Source organism: Collinsella sp. AF20-14LB, assembly GCF_003459505.1.
In the GTDB taxonomy this organism is placed as follows: Bacteria; Actinomycetota; Coriobacteriia; order Coriobacteriales; family Coriobacteriaceae; genus Collinsella.
This window is the reverse complement of record NZ_QRWD01000002.1, coordinates 144,519-167,712: the sequence shown is the minus strand read 5'-3', so window position 1 is coordinate 167,712 and position 23,194 is coordinate 144,519. Positions and strand designations below refer to the sequence as shown.

The following is a 23,194-nucleotide window of genomic DNA, read 5'->3' as shown; positions in this document are numbered from 1 at the left end:
CCCTCGCGGCCTAGTCGCTATTTAGGGCGTCCAAGATTTGGGACGCAGTTCATTGCGCGGCGGGGTCTTTTACGTCCTGCGGAATGCGCCCGGAGGGAAGCCCGGGATCGCCTGCGTTCTTTTCTCAGATGCCGGGGTGCCGGAAAGGCGGGATGTGAGGGGCGCATTGTTGGATGGCGCCTTGTATCTGCTTATCGTGGCGGGCGCAGTCCTGGCGAGCTCGATGGGTCATCTCGCTAGGTAAAAAGATGGTTCGCGGTGGTATTGTTGCTGTGGGTTTAATTCGATATGAAAGGGTGACTTTGGTGTCCAAGATGGATTCTACGCTCTCCTATATTACTGACCAGTTGAAGGCACTGACTTCTATTGCTTCGCCTACGGGCTATACCCGTGCGGCGACTGATTATCTGATGGAAACGTTGCGCGAGATGGGGTTTGGGCCCGAGCGTTCCAATAAGGGCAACGTGTTGGTTGAGCTTGGTGGCGAGGGTGAGCCGCTCGTACTGGCGAGCCATGTCGATACCCTGGGCGCCATGGTACGCTCCATTAAGGACAATGGTCGCCTGCGCCCCACGACGCTCGGCGGACATCAGTGGTCTACGGCCGATGGCGAGAACTGCACCGTCTACACGCGTGACGGCAATGTGTATACGGGCGTGGTCCTCAATACCGAGCCTTCGGCGCATGTGGCCGATGAGCCGGTCAAGACCATCGAGAAGAACATGGAAATCCTGCTCGACGAGAACGTTGACAGCAAGGACGATGTGCTCGAGCTGGGTATTCAGACCGGCGACATCATCGCTATGGATCCGCGTACCACGGTGACGGAGAGCGGCTACATCAAGAGCCGCTTCTTGGACGACAAGCTGTCGGCGTCGATTCTGCTGGGCCTGGCCCGCGCCGTTGCTGGCGGCGAGGTGACGCTTTCGCGCAAGGTATCGCTGCTCTTTACGGTGTACGAGGAGGTCGGCCACGGCGGTGCCTTTGTGCCGGACGACACACGCGAGATGATCAGCGTGGACATGGGCTGCGTGGGCGACGACCTGGGTTGCACCGAGCGCATGGTTTCGATTTGCGCCAAGGATTCGGGCGGTCCGTACAACTACGACCTGGTGACCACGCTGTCCAACATCGCGCGCGAGCTGGAGCTCGATTACGCCATCGACGTGTATCCGCACTACGGCTCCGACGTCGAGGCCACACTCTCGGCCGGCTACGACATTCGCCATGGCCTGATCGGCCCCGGCGTGTACGCGAGCCACAACTACGAGCGCAGCCACATCGACGGTGTGCGCAACACCTACGAGCTCGTCCGCGCCTACGTGCAGCGCTAGGGGAGCAGCTTGCGACTCGGCTGACCAATCACTAAGGCCCGATTTCTCGGGCCTTTTTTCGCTTTAGGTCGTTTAGTATTATGATGTATGTAATATGTTAACTAAACGCGTAAATTACTTAACGAGGTGATGCGGCATATGAATACATCTGAGTACTTATCTATGGGTGATGCCGCCCGCCTGTTGGGCGTTACGAAAGCCCGCATATCGCAACTTGCCGCATCGGGAACGCTCGCGTGCGATATTGTGGGCGGACGGAAGATGGTTGAGTATGATTCTGCGCTCGCTTATCAAAAGGTCCGCAAACGTGGACGCCGTCCTGCGGCCGATGTGGGGCGCAAGTTTACGCTGATGTCGGCCGACCATGAGGTCGCGCATGTCTCATTTGATCCGACACGTGAGTTTCCCTTCGAAATCGCCGAGGTGCTCGATGCGCAGAGGATGCCGTTTGGCACGTGCTCGAGTTCTTCTCCTACGGTGAATAAACGGGAGCTCAACGTGTGGTGGAGCCATCGGTCGGTGCCTGACGTCCGCCCCGGACTCGTCTCGCGCTATCGTGAACTGGGAATTGCCAGTGGCATTGAGGTGCCGGTTCAGTGCCTGGGCCTATCGCTTTCGGATTGCTATTGGCTGCGGCCGGCCGATTGCGCCGAACTCAAATGGCAAAACATCAATTACTTTGAGAACGAATTTGAGCGATCGGCGCCCGAAGAGCGTTCGGGTTGGCTGGAAGGCATCGGTCTTAAAAATCCTGATAACACGTCCGAGGGCGAGCTCCCTAAATCGTGGATGATTCGCAACGGTGTTCGCGTTCTGGTCAAGGGATGCGGCATGGACGACCAACGGCCCTTTAACGAGGCGGTTGCAACGGCTCTGCATCGTCGCTTGCTGTCGGAGGGCGAGTTTGTTCCTTATACGGTTGAGCGGATGTTCGATGGCCCTGCGTGCCTGTGCGAGGATTTTCTTGACGGCCGCGAGGAATACGTTCCGGCTGTTTACGTTAAGGGCGCACTTGGTGGCCAGCGGGGAAACTCGACATACGATCGATACTGTCGCTGCCTTGGCAAGCATGGTGCCGATGAGGCCGCTGTGAGAAGGTCTATGTCGCAGATGATCGTTTGCGATGCCCTTTTGGCCAACAGCGACCGCCATTGGCGAAACTTCGGCATCATCCGCAATGTCGACACCCTGGAGATAAAACCTGCTCCGCTGTTCGATAGCGGCAACTGCCTGTGGTACAACGTGCCAACTGCCGTGCTCGCAGCTGGGGAGTTTGGGTTTTCCGCTAAGCCGTTTGGGCCCGACCCTTCCGTCCAGCTGGCGCTTGCGGATTTGCTCGATTGGTTCGATTCATCGCGGCTCAACGGATTTGTTGATGAGGCGATCGAGATTCTTTCGCAGAGCAAATGGGCCACGGCGGAGGGTCGACTCGAGGCCATCCGCCGCGGCCTCGAGCGTCGCGTAATCGAGGTTGGTGCCGCTGTTGAGGTGCTTCGACACGTGCAGCGATAAACCCGCGGCTACTTAAGTGCGCCGGTCACGGTGCCGCCGCCCAGGACGATGTCGCCGCGATAGACTACAACGGCTTGGCCGGGGGCGATGGCGCGCTGCGGCTCGTCAAAGGTCAGCAACATTTGCCCGTCTTCGCCGCACGTAAGGATCGCTGCCTGGTCTTTCTGTCGGTAGCGGTACTTGGCGCCCACGCGGATGCCGCCGGCATCCAGCTCGGCCTCCATGCGGTCGGCAGGGGCGCTCCAGATCCAGTCGTTGGCCGTGAGCGCCGTGGCCGTCAGGTCCTCTGCCTCGCCCAGATGCACGGTGTTGTTGACGGCGTCGACACCCGTTACGTACACGGGATGTGCCATCGCGACGCCCAGGCCCTTGCGCTGGCCGATGGTGTAGCGCAGCGCGCCGTTGTGGCGCCCGACCACGCTGCCGTCGCGCCACACAATGTCGCCCGGTGCAGCGAGATGTCCGCAACGGCGCTCGATATAGCCCGCGTAGTCACCGTCTGGAATAAAGCAGATGTCCTCGCTTTCGGCCTTCTGGGCGTTGGTAAAGCCCTGCTCGGCGGCTATGCGGCGCACGTCGCGCTCTTTGTCTAGGCCTGCCAGCGGAAAGATCGTGTGCGCCAGGCGCTCCTGCGTGAGCGAATACAAAAAGTAACTCTGGTCCTTTTTGGGGTCCTCGCCGCGATGCAGCTGCCAGGTGCCGTCGGGCGCCTGGCTCGTTTTGGCATAGTGGCCTGTGGCGATGTAGTCGCAGCCCATATCCAGCGCCGCATCCAGCAACGCGCCAAACTTAATATGGCGGTTGCAGATGATACACGGATTGGGCGTCAGCCCCTCCTGGTAGGCGTTCATAAAACGCTCGACAACGTTGCGGTCGAAGGTTTGCTGCAAGTCGAGCACGTGATGGGGTATCCCCAGGCGCTCGGCGACGGCCTTTGCATCGGCGATGTCGCGGTCGACCTTACTCATGCCTGTGGTGGGATCGGGCGCGGGGCAGGTGAGGCGCATGGTGGCACCGACACATTCGTAACCCTGACTTTTGAGCAGATACGCGGTCACGCTGGAATCGACGCCGCCGCTCATGGCGACGAGCACGCGCTTGTTGTGCATGGGGAGGTTCTCCTTGGTGGCATGCGGCCAAAAAAGAAAAGCGGCGCGGGAGGCTGGTTCCGCGCCGCAGACATTGTAGCAAGTTCGGGCGTCCTGTGGGACACCCTGTTGGGATGAGCTCAGGCTGCCAGAAGAGAGGGGAGACCGGCGTGCCTTGGACTCGTTCTAAGAACGAGAGCTCTAGTCCTGGAAGAGTGCCGTGGACAGGTAGCGCTCGCCGGTGTCGGCGAGCAGCGCCACGATGGTCTTGCCCTCGTTCTCGGGGCGCTTGGCCAGCTGCAGGGCGGCCCACACGGCGGCGCCGGACGAAATGCCCACGAGCACGCCCTCCTTGTGGCCCACGGCGCGGCCGGTGGCAAAGGCGTCGTCGTTCTCGACGGGGATGATCTCGTCGTAGACCTGGGTGTCGAGGACGTCGGGCACAAAGCCGGCACCGATACCCTGGATCTTATGCGGGCCGGCCTGGCCCTTGGAGAGCACCGGGGAGGTGGCGGGCTCGACGGCGACGACCTGAATCTCGGGGTTCTGCTCCTTGAGGAACTCGCCCACGCCGGTCACGGTGCCGCCGGTGCCAACGCCGGCGACGAAGATGTCGACCTTGCCGTCGGTGTCGTCCCAGATCTCGGGGCCGGTCGTGGCCTTATGGATGGCGGGGTTGGCGGGGTTCACAAACTGGCCGGCGATGATGCTGTTGGGGGTCTCCTTCTGCAGCTCCTCGGCCTTGGCGATAGCGCCCTTCATGCCCTTGGAGCCGTCGGTGAGCACGAGCTGCGCACCGTATGCCTGCATCAGCTTGCGGCGCTCGACGGACATGGTCTCGGGCATGGTGATGACCACCTTGTAGCCGCGAGCCGCCGCCACCGAGGCGATGCCGACGCCGGTGTTGCCGCTCGTGGGCTCGATGATGGTGTAGTCACCGCCGCGCACGAGCTTGCCTGCCTTCTCGGCCTCGTCAATCATGTTCTTGGCGACGCGGTCTTTAACGGACCCGGCGGGGTTGAAGTATTCCAGCTTGACGAGCACGCGGGCCTTGAGGTCCTCATCGGCCTCAAAGTGGGTGAGCTCCAGAAGCGGGGTGTGGCCGATAAGCTGATCGATGGACGTGTAAACCTTGCTCATGATGAACCTCCAAAGTGTTCAAATGACTGGATACCGTGTGGTTTTACGGTGCGTCTAGCAGCTAAACCCATAAACCTTATAGGTTGTTCGTTTAGCTGTTGGGAAGCATAGTAGACACCAAAGCCTAGTAATGCAATAGGAAATAGGAGATTATTGCAAGTTGATTAACCATCTTGACCGGAACGGGTATTTTCAAAGCCAATTTTTCGGCTAGAATTTCAACGGACTAAAAGACCGAAAGGCAGCACTATATATGTTGGTTTCTACTAAGGGCAGGTACGCCCTGCGCGTTATGGTTGACCTAGCCGAGCACCAGGCGACAGGCCGTATCCCGCTTAAAGAGATTGCGGCGCGTCAGGGTATTTCGGAGAAGTACCTCGAGAATATTCTGGCGACGCTCGTGCGCGCCAACATGCTCTCGGGCATGCGCGGCAAGGGCGGCGGCTATGTGCTCACGCGCCCGCCCGAGCAGTACACGGTGGGCGAGATCTTGCGCCTGACCGAGGGCAGTCTGGCGCCGGTCGCCTGCCTGGATGGCGACTGCAAGGGTTGCTCGCGAGCTGATGAGTGCCCCACGCTCGACGTGTGGAAGAACCTGGACAAGCTCATCAACGACTACCTCGACGGCGTGACGCTCGATCAACTTGTCGCTCCCAACCATGGCTACGACTACGTGATCTAGCCCACCTGCCATTTGGGGACGGGGTGGAAATGGCAGATTCTCTCGCCCTTTGAGACTTGGCAAATAAGAAGGCCGCCCATTTTTGTGATGGGCGGCCTTCGTTTTGGGCTGTTGAGACGGGCGCGGCCGGAATGGCCGTTTTAGCCCTCGGCGATGCTGTCGAGGATGCTGCGCATGATGGACACCAGGATGCTGCCCATAAAGGCCGATCCAAAGCTGGCGATGGAGATACCCGCGCCCAGCAGATTGACCGACAGATAGCTGGCCAGCTCGAGCATAAAGCTGTTGACTACGAGCTGAAAAATACCCAGCGTAATGATCGTGAGCGGCAGCGAGATAACCGTCAGAAACGGCTTGACGAGCGAATCGACGATGTTCAGGAACAGTCCCACGAAGGCGAAACAGACCCAGGCCTCGGCAAAACCGAAGGGCTGGATGCCGGGGACGAGGAACGTGGCAATCGCGATGGCGATCGAGGTAAAGAGCCAGTTAAGCATAAAGCGCATGGTGTGAATCCTTTCTTGCGCAGGGTGCGTCGGTGTCGCGTGAAGCGGTTTGCTGCGGCAGCTTGGACGGCCGCTCGGGTGTGCCGCCTTGTTCGGCCGCCCATTGTCTCAGATATTCGTGGAGCTTACGTGCGCATTCGGTTTCAAAACGGCGTTCGTCCTGAAAAACGCGCCGCTGGCAGAGAGTCTTGTCGCTTTAGTTTGGTGGTGTGCTACACTGCTACGGGCAAAAGCCACAGGCGTTGCCCTATTGCATAGAACGGGCGAACGATGCCCGATGTCAGTATCAACTTCGATGCCTTATGGCGGGTTTGGCGGTGATCGATGAATATCGAGAACATGTTTGACAAGCCTGATGTCAAGCAGCTGGTCCACGCATTTAGTCTTTTGGATGACGAGAAGGATATCCAGGCGTTTTTGACCGATATCTGCACGCCGCGCGAGATCTGCGATCTTTCGCAACGTCTGCAGGTTGCGCGTTATCTGGATGAGGGCGAGCCTTATGTTGAGGTTCAGGCCCGCACCGGCGCTTCGTCCACTACGGTGAGCCGCGTGTCCAAGGCACTCAACGGCGAGTACGGCGGCTATCGCAAGATCCTCATCAAGCTGGAGGATGGCGAGTAGGCCAGCGGCAACAAACGAATTGCGCAGAACCGTCCCTTCGGGGGCGGTTTTTTGATCCTTTGGGGACGGAGGAAAACGGATCACTGGGTTAGACTGACCTCCTCGGTGATCCATTTTCCTCTGTCTCCAAGGGGTCAAATCTGTTGGCGTGGGGCAAATCTGTCCGCGCGGGCGGGTAGGATGGAAGCATTGAATATTGCGAACGGTTTGAGTGGAGGACCATGCCTGTTCGAATCTATACCACCAACGCCGGCGCGGATTTGAGCGATGCCGAGGCGGCGCTGCTTGCCGACCTTATTGCCCGCCACGGGCGTGCCGTGCTGCTGGCGCCAACGTTTGCCGAGCTCGACCTGTGCCGTCATGATGCGGCGGAAGCCGGCGTTTCGCTGGGTATTGACTACAAGACGCCTACATCGTGGCTTCGCTCGCTTTGGGAGCTTTTGGGCGACGGGCGCGGTTTCGTCGACAACCTGCAGCGCCAGATGCTGTTTTCGGACATGGTAGCGCGCCTCGACGACGCCGACCTGCAGCCGCTTTCGCGCAGCCAGGGCACGGTGCGTATGCTCGCGCGTATGGCTCGCGATGTGCTGCCGGGTGTGGCAGGGACAGGCACCGAGCGTTGCTGCGACAACGTTTGCAAGCCCAAGCCCAAAAGCGACGCCGAGGCTCGCGTGTTTGAACTTTTGTGCGCCTATGCGCGCGGTTTGGACCGTCGAGATATGGTCGAGCCCTGCGAGGCGGCTGACATTATGGCCGGCGCTTTGGCCGACAACCTGCCGGGGTGCGCCCGCGCCGTTTGCGTGCGCGGCGTCACGTCATTTACGTATAGCCTGCTCGAGCTGCTGTCCGCCGTGGCAAACAACGGGGGAGAGGTTGTCGTGCTGCTTGCCCGCGAGCAAGCGGCGATGCGCGAGGAGCTTGCCGCGGCATTTGATGTCCGCGGTGTGCTGTTTGAGATCGCGCCGCTGGGGGAGGGCGCCGCCGCGCCCCAGACTGCCTCCAAGTCCGCTGCTCAGCCTGCCTTTATTGAGGTCGCCGGCCCCCATGCCCGTGCCCATGCTTATGCGGACGTCATCGATAAGTTGGTGAAAGCGCACAAGGAGTCCAAGGACGATAAAGCTGCTGCAACACCCGCCGACCCCGTACGCGTGCTCGTTGTTTCTGCCCGGGCACCCCAGCTGTTCGGCGAGCTTGCCGCTCGTTTGGCGGCGCGCCACGTTGCTGCCGAGACGGCCGAGTTCACGGCGTTTTCCCAATCCATTGCGGGCAGGCAGTTCACGGCGCTCGCCAACCTGATCGAGCGTATGAAGGCCGCCGACGAAGGGGCAGCTTCTAAGACTGAGTGGTGGCCCGCTCCGGAGCTTACCGACTGGATTTACAGCCCGCTTTCGGGTGCCGGCGCCGCCAGCGCGCGCACGTTCGACAAGAATATGCGACTGTCGCGCAGCAAGACCACTGCGGGCGTCAAGAGCCTGCTGCAGAGCGTGCAGGGCCAGGTGAGGGGCGCGCGTAAAGCGGCGAGCGACGAGAACTGGTTTAAGAACGTGCCGTGCGTGATCTCGGACGTGTTCCAGGCGCTGTGGCGCGACAAACCCGTGACGGCGCTCAAGGCCATGCTTGCCGTTGCCGAGGCACTGCCCGATCGCGCACTTGGCGGTCTCGACGGTCAGGCCCGTCGCCAGGCGGAGGTGGCCCTGCTGCGCCACGTCATCGACATCCTTATGAATGGCGCCCGTGCGCTCGACGTGTCGCAGGCCGCGACCGTGCCCGTGCTCGATGACATTCGAACCAAGGTGGACAAGCGTAGCGCCGCCTACGATTACGAGACCTACGAGGTTGACCGTGCGCCACGCGCCCAGGTTCGCTTTGCTTCGCTTGCCGATGCGGCGGCTCTGCGCCCCGGCAGCTACGATGCCGTGCTGTTTGCCGATGTCGATCTGGACAGCTATCCGCTCTCACACGAAGAGGGGCCGCTGGCCACGCTGACGGCCGAGCTGCGCCGCGACGGCGTATCTTTGGAGCCCGCCGCCCTGCTGCGCGTGCGCTTTGGCCGTGCAATGCAGGCGGCGAGCGGTCCGGTCGCGCTCGCCCGTGTGACCCACGATCGTCAGGCGCGCGAGTGCTATCCGGCGGCCGTGTGGACCGAGTTGCGGGCGCATGCCGAGGCCGCTAACGATGCTAAGGCCGCTGACGCCGACAAGGCCGCTGACGACGCTAAGGCCGTTGGCGCCGACAAGGCGAAGTGTGTGGGTGAGGGCGATATCGTAAGGGACTTCGATCCCGCGGCAGGCGAAGGTCTTAGGCGCGAGCGCGTGACCTGCGAAGCTCCTCAGCATCTGAGCGATGAAGCCATTCCGTATTTGGTCCTGCGTCGTCGCGATGGCGAGGGCGAGGATGCGCCGCTGGTGCCGCGCCTGACGTCTGCCTCGCAGATCGAGGCCTATTCGACCTGCCCGCTATGCTGGTTCGTCTCGTACCGCGTGAAGCCCCAGTCGATCGACGCTGGCTTTGGCAATATGGAGAAGGGCAACTTTGTCCACGACGTGCTGGAACACTTGCATGCCCGTCTGCCCCAGGAGGGCATGGAGCGCGTGACACCCATGAATCTGCCACGCGCGAAGGAGCTGCTGCGCGAGGTCTTTGACGAGACCTTGGCCGAGCATGCGGGCAAGCGCGGTGCCGAGGGCCCGCTCGTGCCGCTCTCCCCGGTGGAGGAGCGCCAGGTGGCCGAGATTTTGCCGCAGCTGGAGGGTGTGCTTGCCTACGAGTCCGAGGCGCTCGCGCCCTTCGCGCCGCGCTACCTGGAGTTTGCGTTCAACGAGCTCCAGGTCGAGTATGCCGGTTGGCCGCTTGGCGGGCGCATCGACCGCGTTGATGTGGATGTCGAGAATCGCGCCGTGGTAATCGACTATAAGCATCGTTCGGGTGTCGAGGAGTTTAAGCTCGCCGACCCCACGGTGCGCGACGAGGAGTCGGGCGAGGCCCCCATCGACGACCCGCGCTGGCTGCCGCCCCATACCCAGACACTCATCTACGCGCAGGCCATGCGGCGGGCGCTGGATCTGGATACCCGCGCCGCGCTCTATTTTTCGACCAAGGGCGGCAAGCCCGCGCTGCGCGGTGCGGCGAGCGCCGAGTTGCTTGAGGAAGAGCGCGGCGACGGCCGCATCCCAGGCCTTAAGAAGGGCTTTCCCGGCGAGGGTGGCAGCATGGACTTCGACGCCCTGCTCGATCGCGTGGAGGCCGGCATCGCCGGGCGCCTGCGCGAGCTCGAGGCAGGCAACGTTGCCGCCGTCGACCCGACGTCGGCTCAGGCCGCGCATGCGCGCTGCTCGTATAACCACGAAGGAACGTTTGTAAGGAGGGACGTGTAGACCATGGATCTTTCGACTTTGATGCCGCAACAGCTGCAGATCGTCAAAACGCTCGACCGTCCGCTGTTTGTCTCGGCGGGCGCCGGTTCGGGCAAGACCTTTACCCTCACGCGCCGCATCGTCTACGCGCTTTCGCCCGAATCCGGTCCGTTCGTTGAGCATCTGGACCAGGTGCTCGCCATTACCTTTACCAAAGATGCCGCGGCCGAGATCCGTGACCGCGTGCGCCGCGCGCTCATCGACGAGGGCATGGACGAGGAGGCCCTGACCGTCGACGATGCGTGGATCTCGACCATTCACGGCATGTGCTCTCGTATCCTGCGCGCACACGCGTTGGAGCTGGGCATCGACCCCGAGTTCACGGTGCTCACCGATACCGACGAGCTTATGGACCAGGCTGTTGAGCACGTGCTGGCCCGCGCGACGGCACCCGATGCCGTCCCCGAGCTCGCGGCATCGCTCAACGCCCTCTACGCCTGGTATCCCATGGCGGGCGAGGGCGGGCCGTTTGGCGCCGGCACCACCATTAAAGGCCTGGTGCGCGACCTGTTGGAGCTATCGAGTCAGCTGCCGGGCGGCATGGACGATGTGCGCGTGGCGCGCGGCCAGGCCGATACCTCGGCACTCGCCGATGCCTATCGCGCGGCGTTGGGTGCGAGCAAGGCCGCGACCGAGAAGGCACAAGTGGCACTCGACGCCATCGACGCGTTTGAGGCGAGCGGCAAAACCATGGCCGACGCGGCGCGACTCATGATGTCGTGCACCATGCCGCGGGCGAGCAAGGCGTTCCCCAAGGAGCAGGTCGAGCTGCTCAAGGCCGAGGCCGCCGATGCGTTTATCAATATCGTGCTTGCCTGTGGTGGCCCGGCGCTTGATGCACTGGTGGGCTTGGCCCGCTCTGTAGAGGCTGAGTATCGCGCGCTCAAGGCTGCCCAGTCTGCCCTCGACAACAACGACTTGCTGCGCATGGCCTATGAGGCCCTGCGCGATTACCCGGCCATCCGAGCGGCATACGAGGGCCGCTTTAAGATGGTCATGATCGATGAGTTTCAGGATACCGACCAGATGCAGGTCGATCTGATCCGTTACCTGACGGGTGCGGGGGAGCGCGCGCTGTGCACCGTGGGCGATGCGCAGCAGTCAATCTATCGCTTCCGTGGTGCCGAGGTCGAGGTCTTCCGCCGCCAGGAGCGCAAGGTGGGATCGACGACGGCGTCCGAGGCGACTGCCGTGGCCGACGCCCCTGCTGGCGAGCTCGTTAAACTTGTGCGCAACTTCCGCAGCCATGACGAGGTGCTGCGTTACGTGGCACGCGTCTTCGACGGCGATGACGGCGGCCTGATGCAGGGCTTTTTGGATCTTGAGGCGAGCGACGGCCGCAAGGACACGCTGGTGGCGGACGCCTCGCGTCGCCAGGCCCTCTTTGTTGCCGGCGGCAGTACGCAGGAGCGCACGCAGGCCAAGGCCCGTGCGATCGCCGAACGCTTCCGCGCGCTTGCCGATGCCGGCCAGCCCCAGGGCGGCATGGTGCTGCTGCTGGGCCGCATGACCAACGCCGACGTCTATGCGCAGGCATTCCGCGACCAAGGGCTCGACTGCGTGATCGCAGGCGGCTCGGTCTTTGCGCAGGCAGCCGAGGTGCAGACGGTGCGCGCCCTAGTCTGCGCGCTCGCCAACCCGGCCGATACCGCGCAGGGCCTCATGCCGTTGCTGGCCTCGCCGATGTTTGCGCTCGGCGCCCAGGAGTTCCTGGCGCTGGCGACCAAGCTCGATAGCGAGACGGGGGAGACCTCGCGCCGGAATATCGACGCGGGCATCATGAGCGATTTCGACGTGCCGGGTTTGCAAGACTTGCCGCTCGTGACGCGCGCCCGCGAGGTGCTGCGGTATGCGCTTCGTCGTGTGGGTCGCGATTCGTTCGCCGCCATCGCGCGCGACGTGGTCAACGCTTCGGGCTGGTTCGTGCGTCTGGCGCAGCGTGGTCCCGAGGGCAAGGCCATCGCCGCCAACGTGCTCAAGGCGCTCGATGCCGTGGCTGAGGCTGAGGCCGAGTTCGGTAACTCGCCGCGTTCCATCGCGCTGGCCTTCGACCGCTTCTTGGCGGGCAAGGAAGCCCCAGGCGCCCTCAACGAGGAGGGCGACGGCGCGGTGCGCATCATGACCGTGCATGCATCCAAGGGCCTGGAGTATCCGGTCGTGGCGGTTGCGGAGTGCTTTGGCGTGCGCAAATCGTCCGGTGCGGCTCAGATGGGGCGTGTCGAGGGCGGAGCGCAGGTCGTGGCGCTGCCGGCACGCTTCGACGGCGTTAAACTTGCGGACGGCACGTTCGTAAAGGGCGACGACGTTAAAAAGCAGTTTGAGCATGTGTTTAAGGGCAAGGGCACGTCGCTGTGGCTGCCGCCGGAGCTCATGGAGGACGTCTGTGCGACGGGTTCTCCCGCCGAGGCATTTGCTCGCCTGCGCAACGATGACCTGCAGCTTTCGCTCGAGGAGCGGGCCCGCTTGCTCTATGTTGCCATGACGCGTGCGCGAGAGCTGGTGATCTTGGCGATGGATGCCGGCGTGAGCCGTGGCAAGGTGACGACGCCGACCTTCGACGTCGAGACCGATCTGACCTACGACGTGCTGCGTCGTATTCTGCCGACCGACGCTCTGGACATGCCGCAGCTCGATGCCGACCGCCTGGTGTTCGACAACTCCCAGCCGGGTGACTACGAGCTCATTTCGCTTTCGGACTTTACCTTTGGCGAGCAGGCGTTTGAGGCCAACGCTTCACTGGATGCCGAGGGCAGGCTTGTCCGCGGCGATGCGGAGCCGGAGGGCGCCGGTGCAGATGCCCACGCCGCCGTTCCCGGTCCTGCCGACCCCGAGCCCGATGCGTTTGAGCTTGTGTATCCCCAGGCGGTGGGCGTGCGCATGGGCACCTGCCCGTTCCCGGCGCGTGACTCGTATAGCTACTCGTCAATCGCGGCAGCGCTCCATGCCGAGGCCGAGGACCATGCCGCCGAGGCGCGCGTGCCCATGGACGAGGCTGGCGATGATGCGGAGTCGGATGGCTCGGAGACGACGGATGCGGACGTGGCTGCTGTCGAGCCCGCCGGCAATCCCATGGCGCTGGGCTCGGCCTTCCACGCTGCCTGCCAGTGGCTCATCGAGATGGGTGCCGATGAGCTGCCCACCGCGCGCGCCGAAGCGCTGGCGCGTCTGTGGCGCCTGACGCCGGAGCAGCGCGAACGCTTCGACGTTGCCCTGGACCGCTGGCTCAAGTCGGCTGTTCGTACCGACCTGCTCGCGTGGCCGTGCGTTCGCGCCGAGGTGCCGTTCTTTTCGCTGGGCTGCGAGGACGAGGACATCGCTCGCTATGGTGCATATGCCGAGGGCGCCATCGACGCTTTGGCGACGAACCCGGCGGATTCGTCATGCGCGCTGGTCATCGACTACAAGACGGGCGGCACACCGGACGAGACGCCGGATCAGCTGCAGGAGAAGCACGCCCTGCAGGCGCGCGTCTACGCCGATGTTCTGCACAAGGCGGGCTTTGAGGCCGTGACGGTCAAGTTCGTCCGCGTGGAGCAGGTCGACCCCGCCAACCCCTGCGAGCCCCAAGTGGTCACCTACAACCTTTAGCCCTCAACAACCTGCGGTGGAATCCCTATCGATTCCACCGCAGTCTTTTTGGGATGGGGCTTTTTAGCTACTTTGGGCAAACCCACGCGGCCGCCCCGGATAAAGCCCTCAGTCGTCCAAATAGCACCGCAACGCATGGGAGAGTCTGGGACGGTACAATAGCTCGAACGGTTCAAACGAATAAGGAGCCATATGCAGCTCGCCAAAACGCTTGGGGTGACGCCGGAGGAGCTTTTTGACGCCCTGGCGGGGTCCATCATGCAGGATATCGAAAACGCCACGGGCAAGCGCTCCAGCCGCAACAGGCTCAACGGCAATAAGTACGAGAAGCGTGCCCAGGCCGCAAAAAGGCAAGGTAGCTCTTCATCGGAAACCGTGAACACTTCGGGCTTCGAGTCAGTAGCGAGCGGCCCGGCAAAATTAGTTGATGGAAGTGCCAAATGAATAAGAATGCCGCTACGCAACTGCACATCTATTCCGCCTTTTTCGTTCTCGCGGGATTTGTTTTAAATCGGGGAGTGTTTCTACTTTTCCTTGCGGAGAAAGGAATGTCTGTCACGGAAATCGCGCTTTATCAAGCTCTGTTTAACATTGCAACGGTCGTCCTCGAGCTGCCAACAGGGCTGATAGGCGATTTCTTTGGAAAGAAGTTTTCGATTCAAGTGGGCGTGCTGCTGCTTTTCTTCCATACGGCTGGCATGCTGTTGCTCTCAGGCCCCTTTCTTGTCGTACTTTCCCTTGTTGAGGCACTCGCCTACTCCCTTCAATCGGGATCAGAACAAGCACTTTTATATGAAATTGCCCGGAATGCCGGTCAAGGAGAGCGCTTCCTCACCATCAATGCTCGGCTGCTTGCCGCACAATCAATCGCTACGGGAGTGGCAATCGTACTTGGATCATTCATTGCCCAAATATCTTGGAGTGCCCTCTACGTATGCGTTTCCGTTTTCTATCTTCTGCAGCTTTTCCTTCTGTATCCCATTGAGAGGATGGAAACGACCCATTCCAAAAACTCTGGGGAGGAAAGGTTTGACGTAGCCAAGATCTTCAGACGCGAAACCTGGTGCATTGGAGAATCCGCTTTTGCGGTATTGCTTCTTCTAATCGGCACAAGCATGCTCGACGGATTCTATGGGAGTTATTACAACTTGAATCAGTTGGTATTCGACGCATTTGATGCTCCCGTCTCCATAATAGGAATCTTTTTCGGTGCATCCTATGCAGTAAATGCGACGGCCTACATTGCAGCAGATTTCTTCTCATCGCGTTTCGGGAAAAGAAATACCATGCTCGGCTCGATGCTAATCGAAGCTGGTCTTTTCATGATTCTTCCGTGGTTCGCTTCAAATCCGCTGTGTTTGTTTGGCCTTAGCATGGTGCTTTGTTTTCTCCCAGAAGTGGTGTACATCACTTCGGAAAACTTAATCCAAGACGCTATAGCGGACGATCTCCGCGCGACGATCCTTTCCGTCGCGTCTCTGGTAAGGGCTCTCTTTTCTGCAATGTTTTTCTCCATATTTGGATATGTGTTGGGGTTATATCCCATTCAGATAGCGCTCGGTGTTATTGGCGCAATCGCGATAGCAATTACCGCCGTTGTTTCTTTAAAAATGGTAGGAATACATGTCTCCAAGAATTGATATATCGATTGACGAGCTGCCCGAAGCGTCGAGCCTTCTTGATGGACATGACTATTCGTCACAAATCATTCAGCGTATCGCCGGGGTTCCAGTAATACTCGATGCATCGGGATGCCCTCATTCCCTTTTTGAAGGTCCCAAATTGACTACCCGTGTGGGTTTGGCTAGGTTCGGGTGCTGTCCGTGCCGTGGGGTAAAATCGTTCAGTCAGAACACGAACCCGCATCGGAGCTCATCACATGGCATTCGTCCATCTGCACAATCACACTGTTTTCTCCATGCTCGACGGCGCAACCCGTATCCAGGATATGGTCAATCGTGCCGTTGAGCTGGGCATGCCCGCCGTGGCCATTACCGACCACGGCTACATGTACGGCGTGCCCGACCTGGCGCTGGCCTGCGACGCCGTCAACCACAACACGCCCGAGTACAAGACGTGGAGCCACGACAAGGCCTTCTTGGAAAAGGATCGCCGCGACGAGCTGGTGGAGCCCGATCCCGAGGCAAACCCGCGCGAGCATGCCCAGTATGTGAAGGACATGGCCATGTGGGACGAGAAGGGCAACATCGACGAGCTCAAGCCGCCCCTGGTCATCAAACCCATCTTTGGCTGCGAGGTCTACTTTACGCCGGACGAGACGCTCGCCCGCGACCACAAGCCCGAGCTCTACCACATGATCCTTCTGGCCAAGGACCAGGAGGGCTACGTCAACCTGATGCAGACGGTTTCCGAGGCAGCCGTGCAGGGCTTTTACTACAAGCCGCGCGTGACGCTCGACAACCTGCGCCGCCACGCCAAGGGCATGATCTGCACGAGCGCCTGCATCGCGGGCATCATCCCCAAATACATCGACCGCGGCGACATGGAAGGCGCCATCAAGTGGGCCGAGACCTTCCGCGATACCTTTGACCCCGGCGACTTTTACATCGAGATTCAGGAACACGGCATCACCACCGACAACGGCCTGACCGATGAGCAGATGGACCGCACGCTCATCGATATCGCCAAGCAGGTGGGTGTCAAGGTCATCGCCACCAACGACTTCCACTACCTGCGCCGCGAGGACGCGCCGGTGCAGGACGTCATCATGTGCATCGGCATGAACGCCAAGGTCGATGACCCCAACCGCATGCGCATGACCGGTTCGGAGTTTTACATGAAGACCGAGGAGGAGATGCGGGCGATGTTCCCGTATTGCCCTGAGGCCTGCGACAACACGCTCGAGATCGCCGACAAGTGCTACGTTGAGCTGGACTGGGACTCCATCATCCTGCCGCGCTTCCCGTTGCTCGATCCCGGCGAGACGCACGAGAGCCAGTTCCGCCGCGAGTGCGAGAAGGGCCTGCGCCAGCACTATGGTGACGACTGGGCCACGCGCGAGATCGGTGGCGTCAACATCAAAGAGCGCTTTGAGTACGAATACAAGGTCATTTGCGACAAGGGCTTTGCCGCCTACTTCCTCATCGTCGCCGAGTACGTGCAATGGGCCAAGGACAACGGCATCGGCGTCGGCCCCGGTCGTGGCTCGGCCGCCGGCGCTATCGTCGCCTACGCCATGAACATCACCGCGTTCGACCCGCTCGAGAACGGCCTGATGTTCGAGAGGTTCCTGTCCCCGCAGCGTACCGAGATGCCCGATATCGATATGGACTTCGACGATGAGCGGCGCCTCGAGGTCGTGGAGCACGTTCGCCAGCTCTACGGCCCCGAGAAGGTCACCCACGTCATCACCTACTCGACCATTAAGGCCAAGCAGGCCATCAACGACGCCGCTCGCGTCCTGGACTACCCGGTCTACATGGGCCAGCGTCTGTCCAAGATGGTCTCGAGCGACCCCAAGGTCAAGCTCAAGCAGGTGCTCGAAAAGCAACCCGGCAAAGAGGACCTGTTTAACCCCGATTTTGCCGAGGCCTATAAAAAGGACGACGACGCCCGCCGCATCATCGACACGGCGCTCTCAATCGAGGGCCTCACCCGTGGCGAGGGCGTGCACGCGTGCGCCGTTCTGATCTGCCGCGACCCCGTCAACGAGCACGTGCCCACCAAGCTCGACACCAAGGGCGGCGTCGAGATTACCCAGTACGAGGGCCATACCGTTGCCGACATGGGCCTGCTCAAGATGGACTTCTTGGGCCTGCGTACGCTGACTGTTATCTCCAAGGCCAAGGCAAACATCAAAAAGAACTTCGGCATCGACATCAAAGAGGAAGAGATCCCCTTTGACGACCCCGAGATCTATAAGCTCATGGGCTCCGGCCATACCGCCGGCGTCTTCCAGGTCGAGTCCGCCGGCATGACGGCCACGATCAAGAACATGAAGCCCACCGAGTACAAGCACGTCGTGGCATTGATCGCCCTGTACCGCCCGGGCCCGCTGGGCGCCGGCATGGTTTCGTCCTACATCAACCGTATGAACGGCAAGGAGCCGGCCGTCTCCTACGACGACCGCCTGGACGACATCCTGGGCGAAACCTACGGCACCATGGTCTACCAGGAACAGGTTATGCTCATCTCCGTCGAGATGTGCGGCTTCTCCAAGGGCGAATCGGACTCGCGTATCCGTAAACCCGTGGCTAAGAAAAAGATCAAGCTGCTCACGTCGACGGTGCTGCACTGGGAGGATGGCTCGGACGAGACCACCTACGACCACTGGATGAACGGCGCTATCAAGAACAACTACACGCGCGAGGTCGCCCAGAAGATTTGGGACGATGTTCTCGAGTTCGCATCTTACGCCTTTAACAAGTCGCACTCCGCCGGCTACGCCATCCTGGTTATGCAGACGGCGTGGCTCAAGGCGCACTATCCGCACGAGTACATGGCGGCCGTTCTGACGTCCTACACGGGCAAGACCGACAAGATCGTTCATTACGTCTCGGCGTGCCGTCACGACGGCATCCCCGTGCTTTCGCCAGATGTCAATGAGTCCGGTACCGAGTTCACGGCTACCAAGGAGGGCGTGCGCTTTGGTCTGGCCGGCATCCGCGGCGTGGGCACCGGCGTGGCGCAGGCGATTATCGCCGAGCGCGAGGCGGGCGGTCCGTTTAAGACGCTGCACGATTTTGTCGAGCGCGTGGACTCGAGCCAGGCCAACCGCCGCGTGATCGAATCGCTCATCAAGGCAGGCGCCTTCGACTCCACGGGGTATCCGCGTCGCCAGATGATGCACTTTGTGGACAAGAACAACCCCGAGAACATCATCGATGCCGCGGTAAAGCGCCAGAAGGATCGCGCGAGCGGCCAGACGTCGTTCTTCGATATGTTTGGCGACGTTGAGGGCTCGGGCTTTGAGGTGAGCGTGCCCGATCCGGATGGCCAGGAATGGGACCGCCACCTTAAGTTGAGTCAGGAGAAGGAGGTTCTGGGCATCTATGTCTCGGACCACCCGCTACGCCCGTTTGAGTATGCACTAGCCAAGGCGCGTGACTTCTCGTTCTCGCAGATCGACACCGGCTACGAAGTTCAGAATCCTACGGGCGGCACCATCAACCAGGAAATTCCCGAGGGCAAGGCGCTGTGGTGGGCCGGCATGGTCTCGAGCGTGTCCAAGCGCGTGACCAAAAACGGTGACCCCATGGGCATCGTGCAGCTCGAGGACATGGAAGGCGAGGCCACCGTCGTCGTGTTCCCCAAGACCTATAAAGAGGCCGAGGGGTACCTGTACGGCGAGGTCGATCCCGAGACCGGCGCGCAGCTGTCCGATGCCTTTGTGCGCATTAAGGGCAAGCTCGAGCGCTCGGACCGCGGCGACCAGATCATCGCGCAGGAGATCGTGCCGCTCGAGCTCAACGAGGAGAACAACAAGCCCAAGGTGTTTGAGGTCATGGTGCCCAACAGCCGCTTTAGCCAGGGCAATATGGCGCGCCTGGCCACGGTGCTCACCGCTAACCCGGGCGGCGACCGCGTGGAGATCTTTATCGAGCAGGTGGACGGGCGCGTGCTGCGTGCCGAGGTACCTGCCAAGGTCAACGCGCGTTCGATTCCGCTGCTGGCCGAGGCCAAGGCCATTGTGGGTAACCAGGGCCGCGTGACGGTGATCTAAGCTACCCCGGGTGAGATTGGAGGAAGTGATGGCGCAGGGGACGTTTGTGCAGGCGCTTCGCAAAGAGGCGGCGTTGAGCGGCACCTTTATGAAGGGGCGTTCGCTCATGCTCAACGGTGCCGTGCTGTCGATCGAGGACAGCGGCTCGCGCTTCTCCAAAAACGTGACGGTTGAGGGCACGGTGCGCGGCTCGCGCGGTGACCTGTACAAGACGCACGTGGCGCTCGACATGGACGAGCACGAGGTTATCGACTACGACTGCGACTGCCCCGCCGCATACCGCTATCCCGGTATGTGTAAGCACGCTATTGCCACGGCGCTGGCGTATTTGGATGCCAGCGGCGCCGAGCCCGTCGAAGGTTTGCGCACGCCGGTTCGCACGTTTACGGCGCAGCCGAAACAGCCCGCGCGTGCCGCGTCCGCCGCGCCGGCCGTCAACCCCAACTTTCCCTTCCCGGCGCCCGTCCCCACGAGCCCGAGCCTTGTGGCGGCGCTTTCCGATCTTTCGGACGCGCGCATGGATGAGCTGGCGAGCATGCGCCGCAAGCTTGCCGGTGCCGTTGATCCCGACGCCCCCAAAGCGGCATTGGAGCCCTCGTTGGTGCCGTACTACAATCCGCTGTTCGCTGACCGCTTTAGCTGGGCGCTCGAGTTCCGCATTCGCTGTGGATCGGTCTCCTACGTGGTCAAGGACATCGACGGCATGGCCGATGCCTACGTGCGCGGCGGCACGTTCTCCTATGGCAAGAAGCTCACGTTTGTCCATTCACCTGAGGCCTTTGACGAAACATCGGCAAAGCTGCTCAACCTTGTTGTGACGACAGTTGCCTATCTCGATGACATCACAAGCTCGCGTTCGGCGTCGTACGACTTTGCCCGCAGCGGTTTTGTTGCCGAGCGTCAGTTGCCGCTGTCCGAGCATAGCATCGTATATGTGCTGGACCTGCTGCGCGGCCAGACCATCTCCTTTGAGCCCGCCTGGTCGCGGGGGATGACGACGCATCGCACCTACGACGTGGCGGTTGAGCTGTCTCCGCAAGGGGAGGACGAGGCATCCGCTAAGCGCCCACCGCTGCTTGCCGCCAAAATCGCGCCGGCGGCTGGTGGTAGCTATGACCTGCGCCTGCCCGCCGATATGTACTGCTTTGCGTCGGGCGATGCCGCCTACTTGGTTGACACGCGCCGCGCGCGCCGTACCGACGCTGCATTTGCTCAGCATGCCGCACCTTTTTTGTCGCGCTTGCTGCCGTGCCGCACGCCCGCCCATATTGCCGCCGAGCAGGTGGGTGAGTTCTGCCGTATGGCGCTGCCCATTTTGCGCGACTATACCGACCTCACCGCGCCCGCCGCGCTCGATACTGTGGCACCCGAGGCGAGCTTTGCCATGGCAATCGGCGTCGACGATGGTCTTGTGACCTGCAAAATTACGGTTACCTACGGCGATTGGTCGGCTGATCTCTTTAGTCTTGGTGCTCCGGGCAGTCCTTTCGAAGAGCAACGCCCCGGCGTTCCGCCCCGCGATACGCTGGCGGAGTTTCGCGTTATGGACACGGCTGCCATGTACTTCGATTTCTACGAGGGCGGCCTGGCGTTTGAGGAGCGCGATGACGAGAGCCTGTTCCACTTGCTGACCGAGGGCCTGTCTGCCCTGTCCGAGCTGGGCGAGGTCATGCTCAGCGACCGTCTGCGCCAGATTTCGGTCCGCCCTGCGCCCAAGCTCTCGGTGCGCGCGACCGTCAAGAGTAACCTGCTCGATGTCGAACTGGGCGCGAGCGGCCTTTCGGCGGCAGATCTTGCCATCTATCTGGACTCGTACAAGCGCCACCAGACGTTCGCGCGCCTGACGTCCGGCGACATCGTGCGCCTGGATGAGGGAGCGCGTGCCGCGTTTGGTCTTGCCGAGGACCTAGGCGTCGATGCCGTCGACCTGCTCGACGGCGTGTCGCTTCCCGCGTCGAGTACCCTTTTTGTCGATAGCATGCTCGCACGCACGCCGGCGCTCGAGGCCGATCGCGACGCTGCGTTCCGCCGCACCGTCGAGCGCCTGGACACGCTCGGCAAGATGGACTTTACGGTGCCGGCATCGCTCAAGGCAACGATGCGCGGCTACCAGGTCGACGGATACCAGTGGCTCGGCTCGCTCGAACACCTGGGCCTTGGCGGCATCTTGGCCGACGACATGGGCCTGGGCAAAACGCTCCAGATGATCGCGCATATCCTGGCGCGCGTGGAGGCGGGGGACACCAAGCCCACGCTCGTGGTATGCCCGGCCTCACTCGTGTACAACTGGACTGCCGAGCTGGAGCGCTTTGCCCCGTCGCTCGATGTGTGCGCCATTGTGGGCGCCAAGGCTCAACGTCGTGTACAGATTGCCGGCGTGGCCGAGCATAACGTGGTCGTAACGTCGTATGACCTTATGCGGCGCGATATCGACGAGTACGTCGAGCAGGATTTTGCCCGCGTGGTGCTCGATGAGGCACAGTACATTAAAAATCCGCTCACGCAGGTGGCGCGCGCTGCCAAGCGCCTGCCTGCCGGCGTGCGCTTTGCCCTGACGGGCACGCCCATCGAAAACCGCCTGTCCGAGCTCTGGAGCATCTTCGACTTTTTGATGCCGGGCCTTTTGGGGACGCGCGAGTCGTTTGCCAAGCGCTTTGAGAGCCCGGTCGAGCACGCCGAGGGTGACAGTGCCGCTCGCCTGCAGGCGCTCGTGTCGCCGTTTGTGCTACGCCGCGTAAAGGAAGACGTGGTGGCCGATCTACCCGAAAAGATCGAGGACACCGTCATGGCACAGCTCACCGGCGAGCAGCGCAAGCTCTACCTGGCCAACCAGGACCGCATCGCCCAGCAGGTGCAGCACCGCGAGGCATCCGAGTTTAAAAAAGACAAGCTCAAAGTGCTCGCCGAGCTCACCAAGCTGCGCCAGATCTGCTGCGACCCGCGTCTACACTACGAGGATTACAAGGCGGGGAGCGCCAAGCTCGATACGTGCATGGAGCTCGTGCACGGCGCACTCGACGGCGGGCATCGCATCCTGTTGTTCAGCCAGTTTACGGGCATGCTCGATATCATCGGCAAGCGCTTGGCCAAGGAGGACATCGCCTTCCTTAAGCTCACGGGCGCTTCGTCTAAGGAGAGCCGCGCCAAGATGGTCGCGCAGTTCCAAGCGGGCGAGGTTCCGGTCTTTTTGATTTCGCTCAAGGCGGGCGGCGTGGGCCTCAACCTGACGGCGGCCGACGTGGTCATTCACTACGACCCGTGGTGGAACGTGGCGGCGCAGGACCAAGCGACCGACCGCGCGCATCGTATTGGCCAGCAACATACCGTGACCGTGTACAAGCTCATCGCCAAGGACACGATCGAGGAACGCATTATGCAGATGCAGGAGTCCAAGCGCGACCTGGTCAACAGCGTGCTTGGCGGCGACGGCATCTCGTCGGCGCTGTTCACGCGCGAGGATGTTCTGGCACTGCTCGGCGGTGACGGTCGCTAGCCGCGCGCGGGGTGGGACTGCTGGAGTGGGCAGGACGGTCGACGCATTTTGGCCCGACCGCTTGCCTGATCCGTTATGTGTTCATTTGCAATGCCGTGGATGGTTTGTCTGCCTTTGGGCATAAGAACCAT

General features: G+C 61.5%; 13 protein-coding genes. 10 read left to right on the top strand and 3 right to left on the bottom strand.

All coding sequences use genetic code 11. From position 1 onward, the window contains the following. The first annotated feature begins 314 nt into the window (after positions 1 to 314). Together DWX63_RS01975 and DWX63_RS01970 are read left to right on the top strand one after the other, a co-directional pair. Positions 315 to 1,334: a M42 family metallopeptidase gene (locus DWX63_RS01975; protein WP_117842655.1), complete on the top strand. Its 1,020-nt coding sequence runs from the start codon at positions 315 to 317 to the stop codon at positions 1,332 to 1,334. Between the two features lie 138 nt (positions 1,335 to 1,472). Beyond that, positions 1,473 to 2,846: a DNA-binding protein gene (locus DWX63_RS01970; RefSeq protein ID WP_147336047.1), complete on the top strand. Its 1,374-nt coding sequence runs from the start codon at positions 1,473 to 1,475 to the stop codon at positions 2,844 to 2,846. 8 nt (positions 2,847 to 2,854) lie between these two features. Here the strand turns inward: DWX63_RS01970 and mnmA are convergent, their stop codons facing one another. Then, a complete protein-coding gene (gene mnmA / locus DWX63_RS01965; protein WP_255413228.1) occupies positions 2,855 to 4,078 on the bottom strand; it encodes a tRNA 2-thiouridine(34) synthase MnmA in 1,224 nt (407 codons plus the stop codon). Positions 4,079 to 4,135: 57 nt separating this feature from the next. Then, on the bottom strand, positions 4,136 to 5,074 hold the full coding sequence (gene cysK / locus DWX63_RS01960; protein ID WP_117842647.1) for a cysteine synthase A: 939 nt from the start codon (positions 5,072 to 5,074) through the stop codon (positions 4,136 to 4,138). A gap of 253 nt (positions 5,075 to 5,327) precedes the next feature. Between cysK and DWX63_RS01955 the strand changes: the two genes are divergently transcribed. Then, complete coding sequence (locus tag DWX63_RS01955) at positions 5,328 to 5,756, top strand: Rrf2 family transcriptional regulator (RefSeq protein ID WP_117842646.1); 429 nt, start codon at positions 5,328 to 5,330, stop codon at positions 5,754 to 5,756. Positions 5,757 to 5,896: 140 nt separating this feature from the next. Here the strand turns inward: DWX63_RS01955 and DWX63_RS01950 are convergent, their stop codons facing one another. Next, a complete protein-coding gene (locus DWX63_RS01950) occupies positions 5,897 to 6,262 on the bottom strand; it encodes a phage holin family protein (RefSeq protein WP_055250947.1) in 366 nt (121 codons plus the stop codon). Positions 6,263 to 6,586: 324 nt separating this feature from the next. On the opposite strand from DWX63_RS01950, the gene DWX63_RS01945 reads away from it, so the two are divergent. From DWX63_RS01945 to DWX63_RS01915, 7 genes are all read left to right on the top strand, one after another. Beyond that, positions 6,587 to 6,886, top strand: a complete 300-nt coding sequence (locus DWX63_RS01945; RefSeq protein ID WP_022094855.1) for a YerC/YecD family TrpR-related protein — start codon at positions 6,587 to 6,589, stop codon at positions 6,884 to 6,886. Positions 6,887 to 7,107: 221 nt separating this feature from the next. Beyond that, complete coding sequence (locus DWX63_RS01940) at positions 7,108 to 10,260, top strand: PD-(D/E)XK nuclease family protein (RefSeq protein ID WP_117842645.1); 3,153 nt, start codon at positions 7,108 to 7,110, stop codon at positions 10,258 to 10,260. Positions 10,261 to 10,263: 3 nt separating this feature from the next. Then, entirely contained in the window at positions 10,264 to 13,887 is a 3,624-nt protein-coding gene (locus tag DWX63_RS01935) for a UvrD-helicase domain-containing protein (RefSeq protein WP_117842644.1), read from the top strand. A 192-nt stretch (positions 13,888 to 14,079) separates the two neighbouring features. Next, positions 14,080 to 14,331 carry a DUF3284 domain-containing protein gene (locus DWX63_RS01930; protein WP_117842643.1) on the top strand — a complete coding sequence of 84 codons (252 nt, stop codon included), beginning with the start codon at positions 14,080 to 14,082 and terminating at the stop codon, positions 14,329 to 14,331. After that, a complete protein-coding gene (locus DWX63_RS01925; protein ID WP_117842642.1) occupies positions 14,328 to 15,527 on the top strand; it encodes an MFS transporter in 1,200 nt (399 codons plus the stop codon). Before DWX63_RS01930 ends, DWX63_RS01925 begins: the two co-directional genes overlap by 4 nt. 239 nt (positions 15,528 to 15,766) lie before the next feature. Next, a complete protein-coding gene (gene dnaE, locus DWX63_RS01920; protein WP_117842641.1) occupies positions 15,767 to 19,570 on the top strand; it encodes a DNA polymerase III subunit alpha in 3,804 nt (1,267 codons plus the stop codon). 28 nt (positions 19,571 to 19,598) lie between these two features. Further along, complete coding sequence (locus DWX63_RS01915) at positions 19,599 to 23,063, top strand: SNF2-related protein (protein WP_117842640.1); 3,465 nt, start codon at positions 19,599 to 19,601, stop codon at positions 23,061 to 23,063. Positions 23,064 to 23,194: the final 131 nt, after the last annotated feature.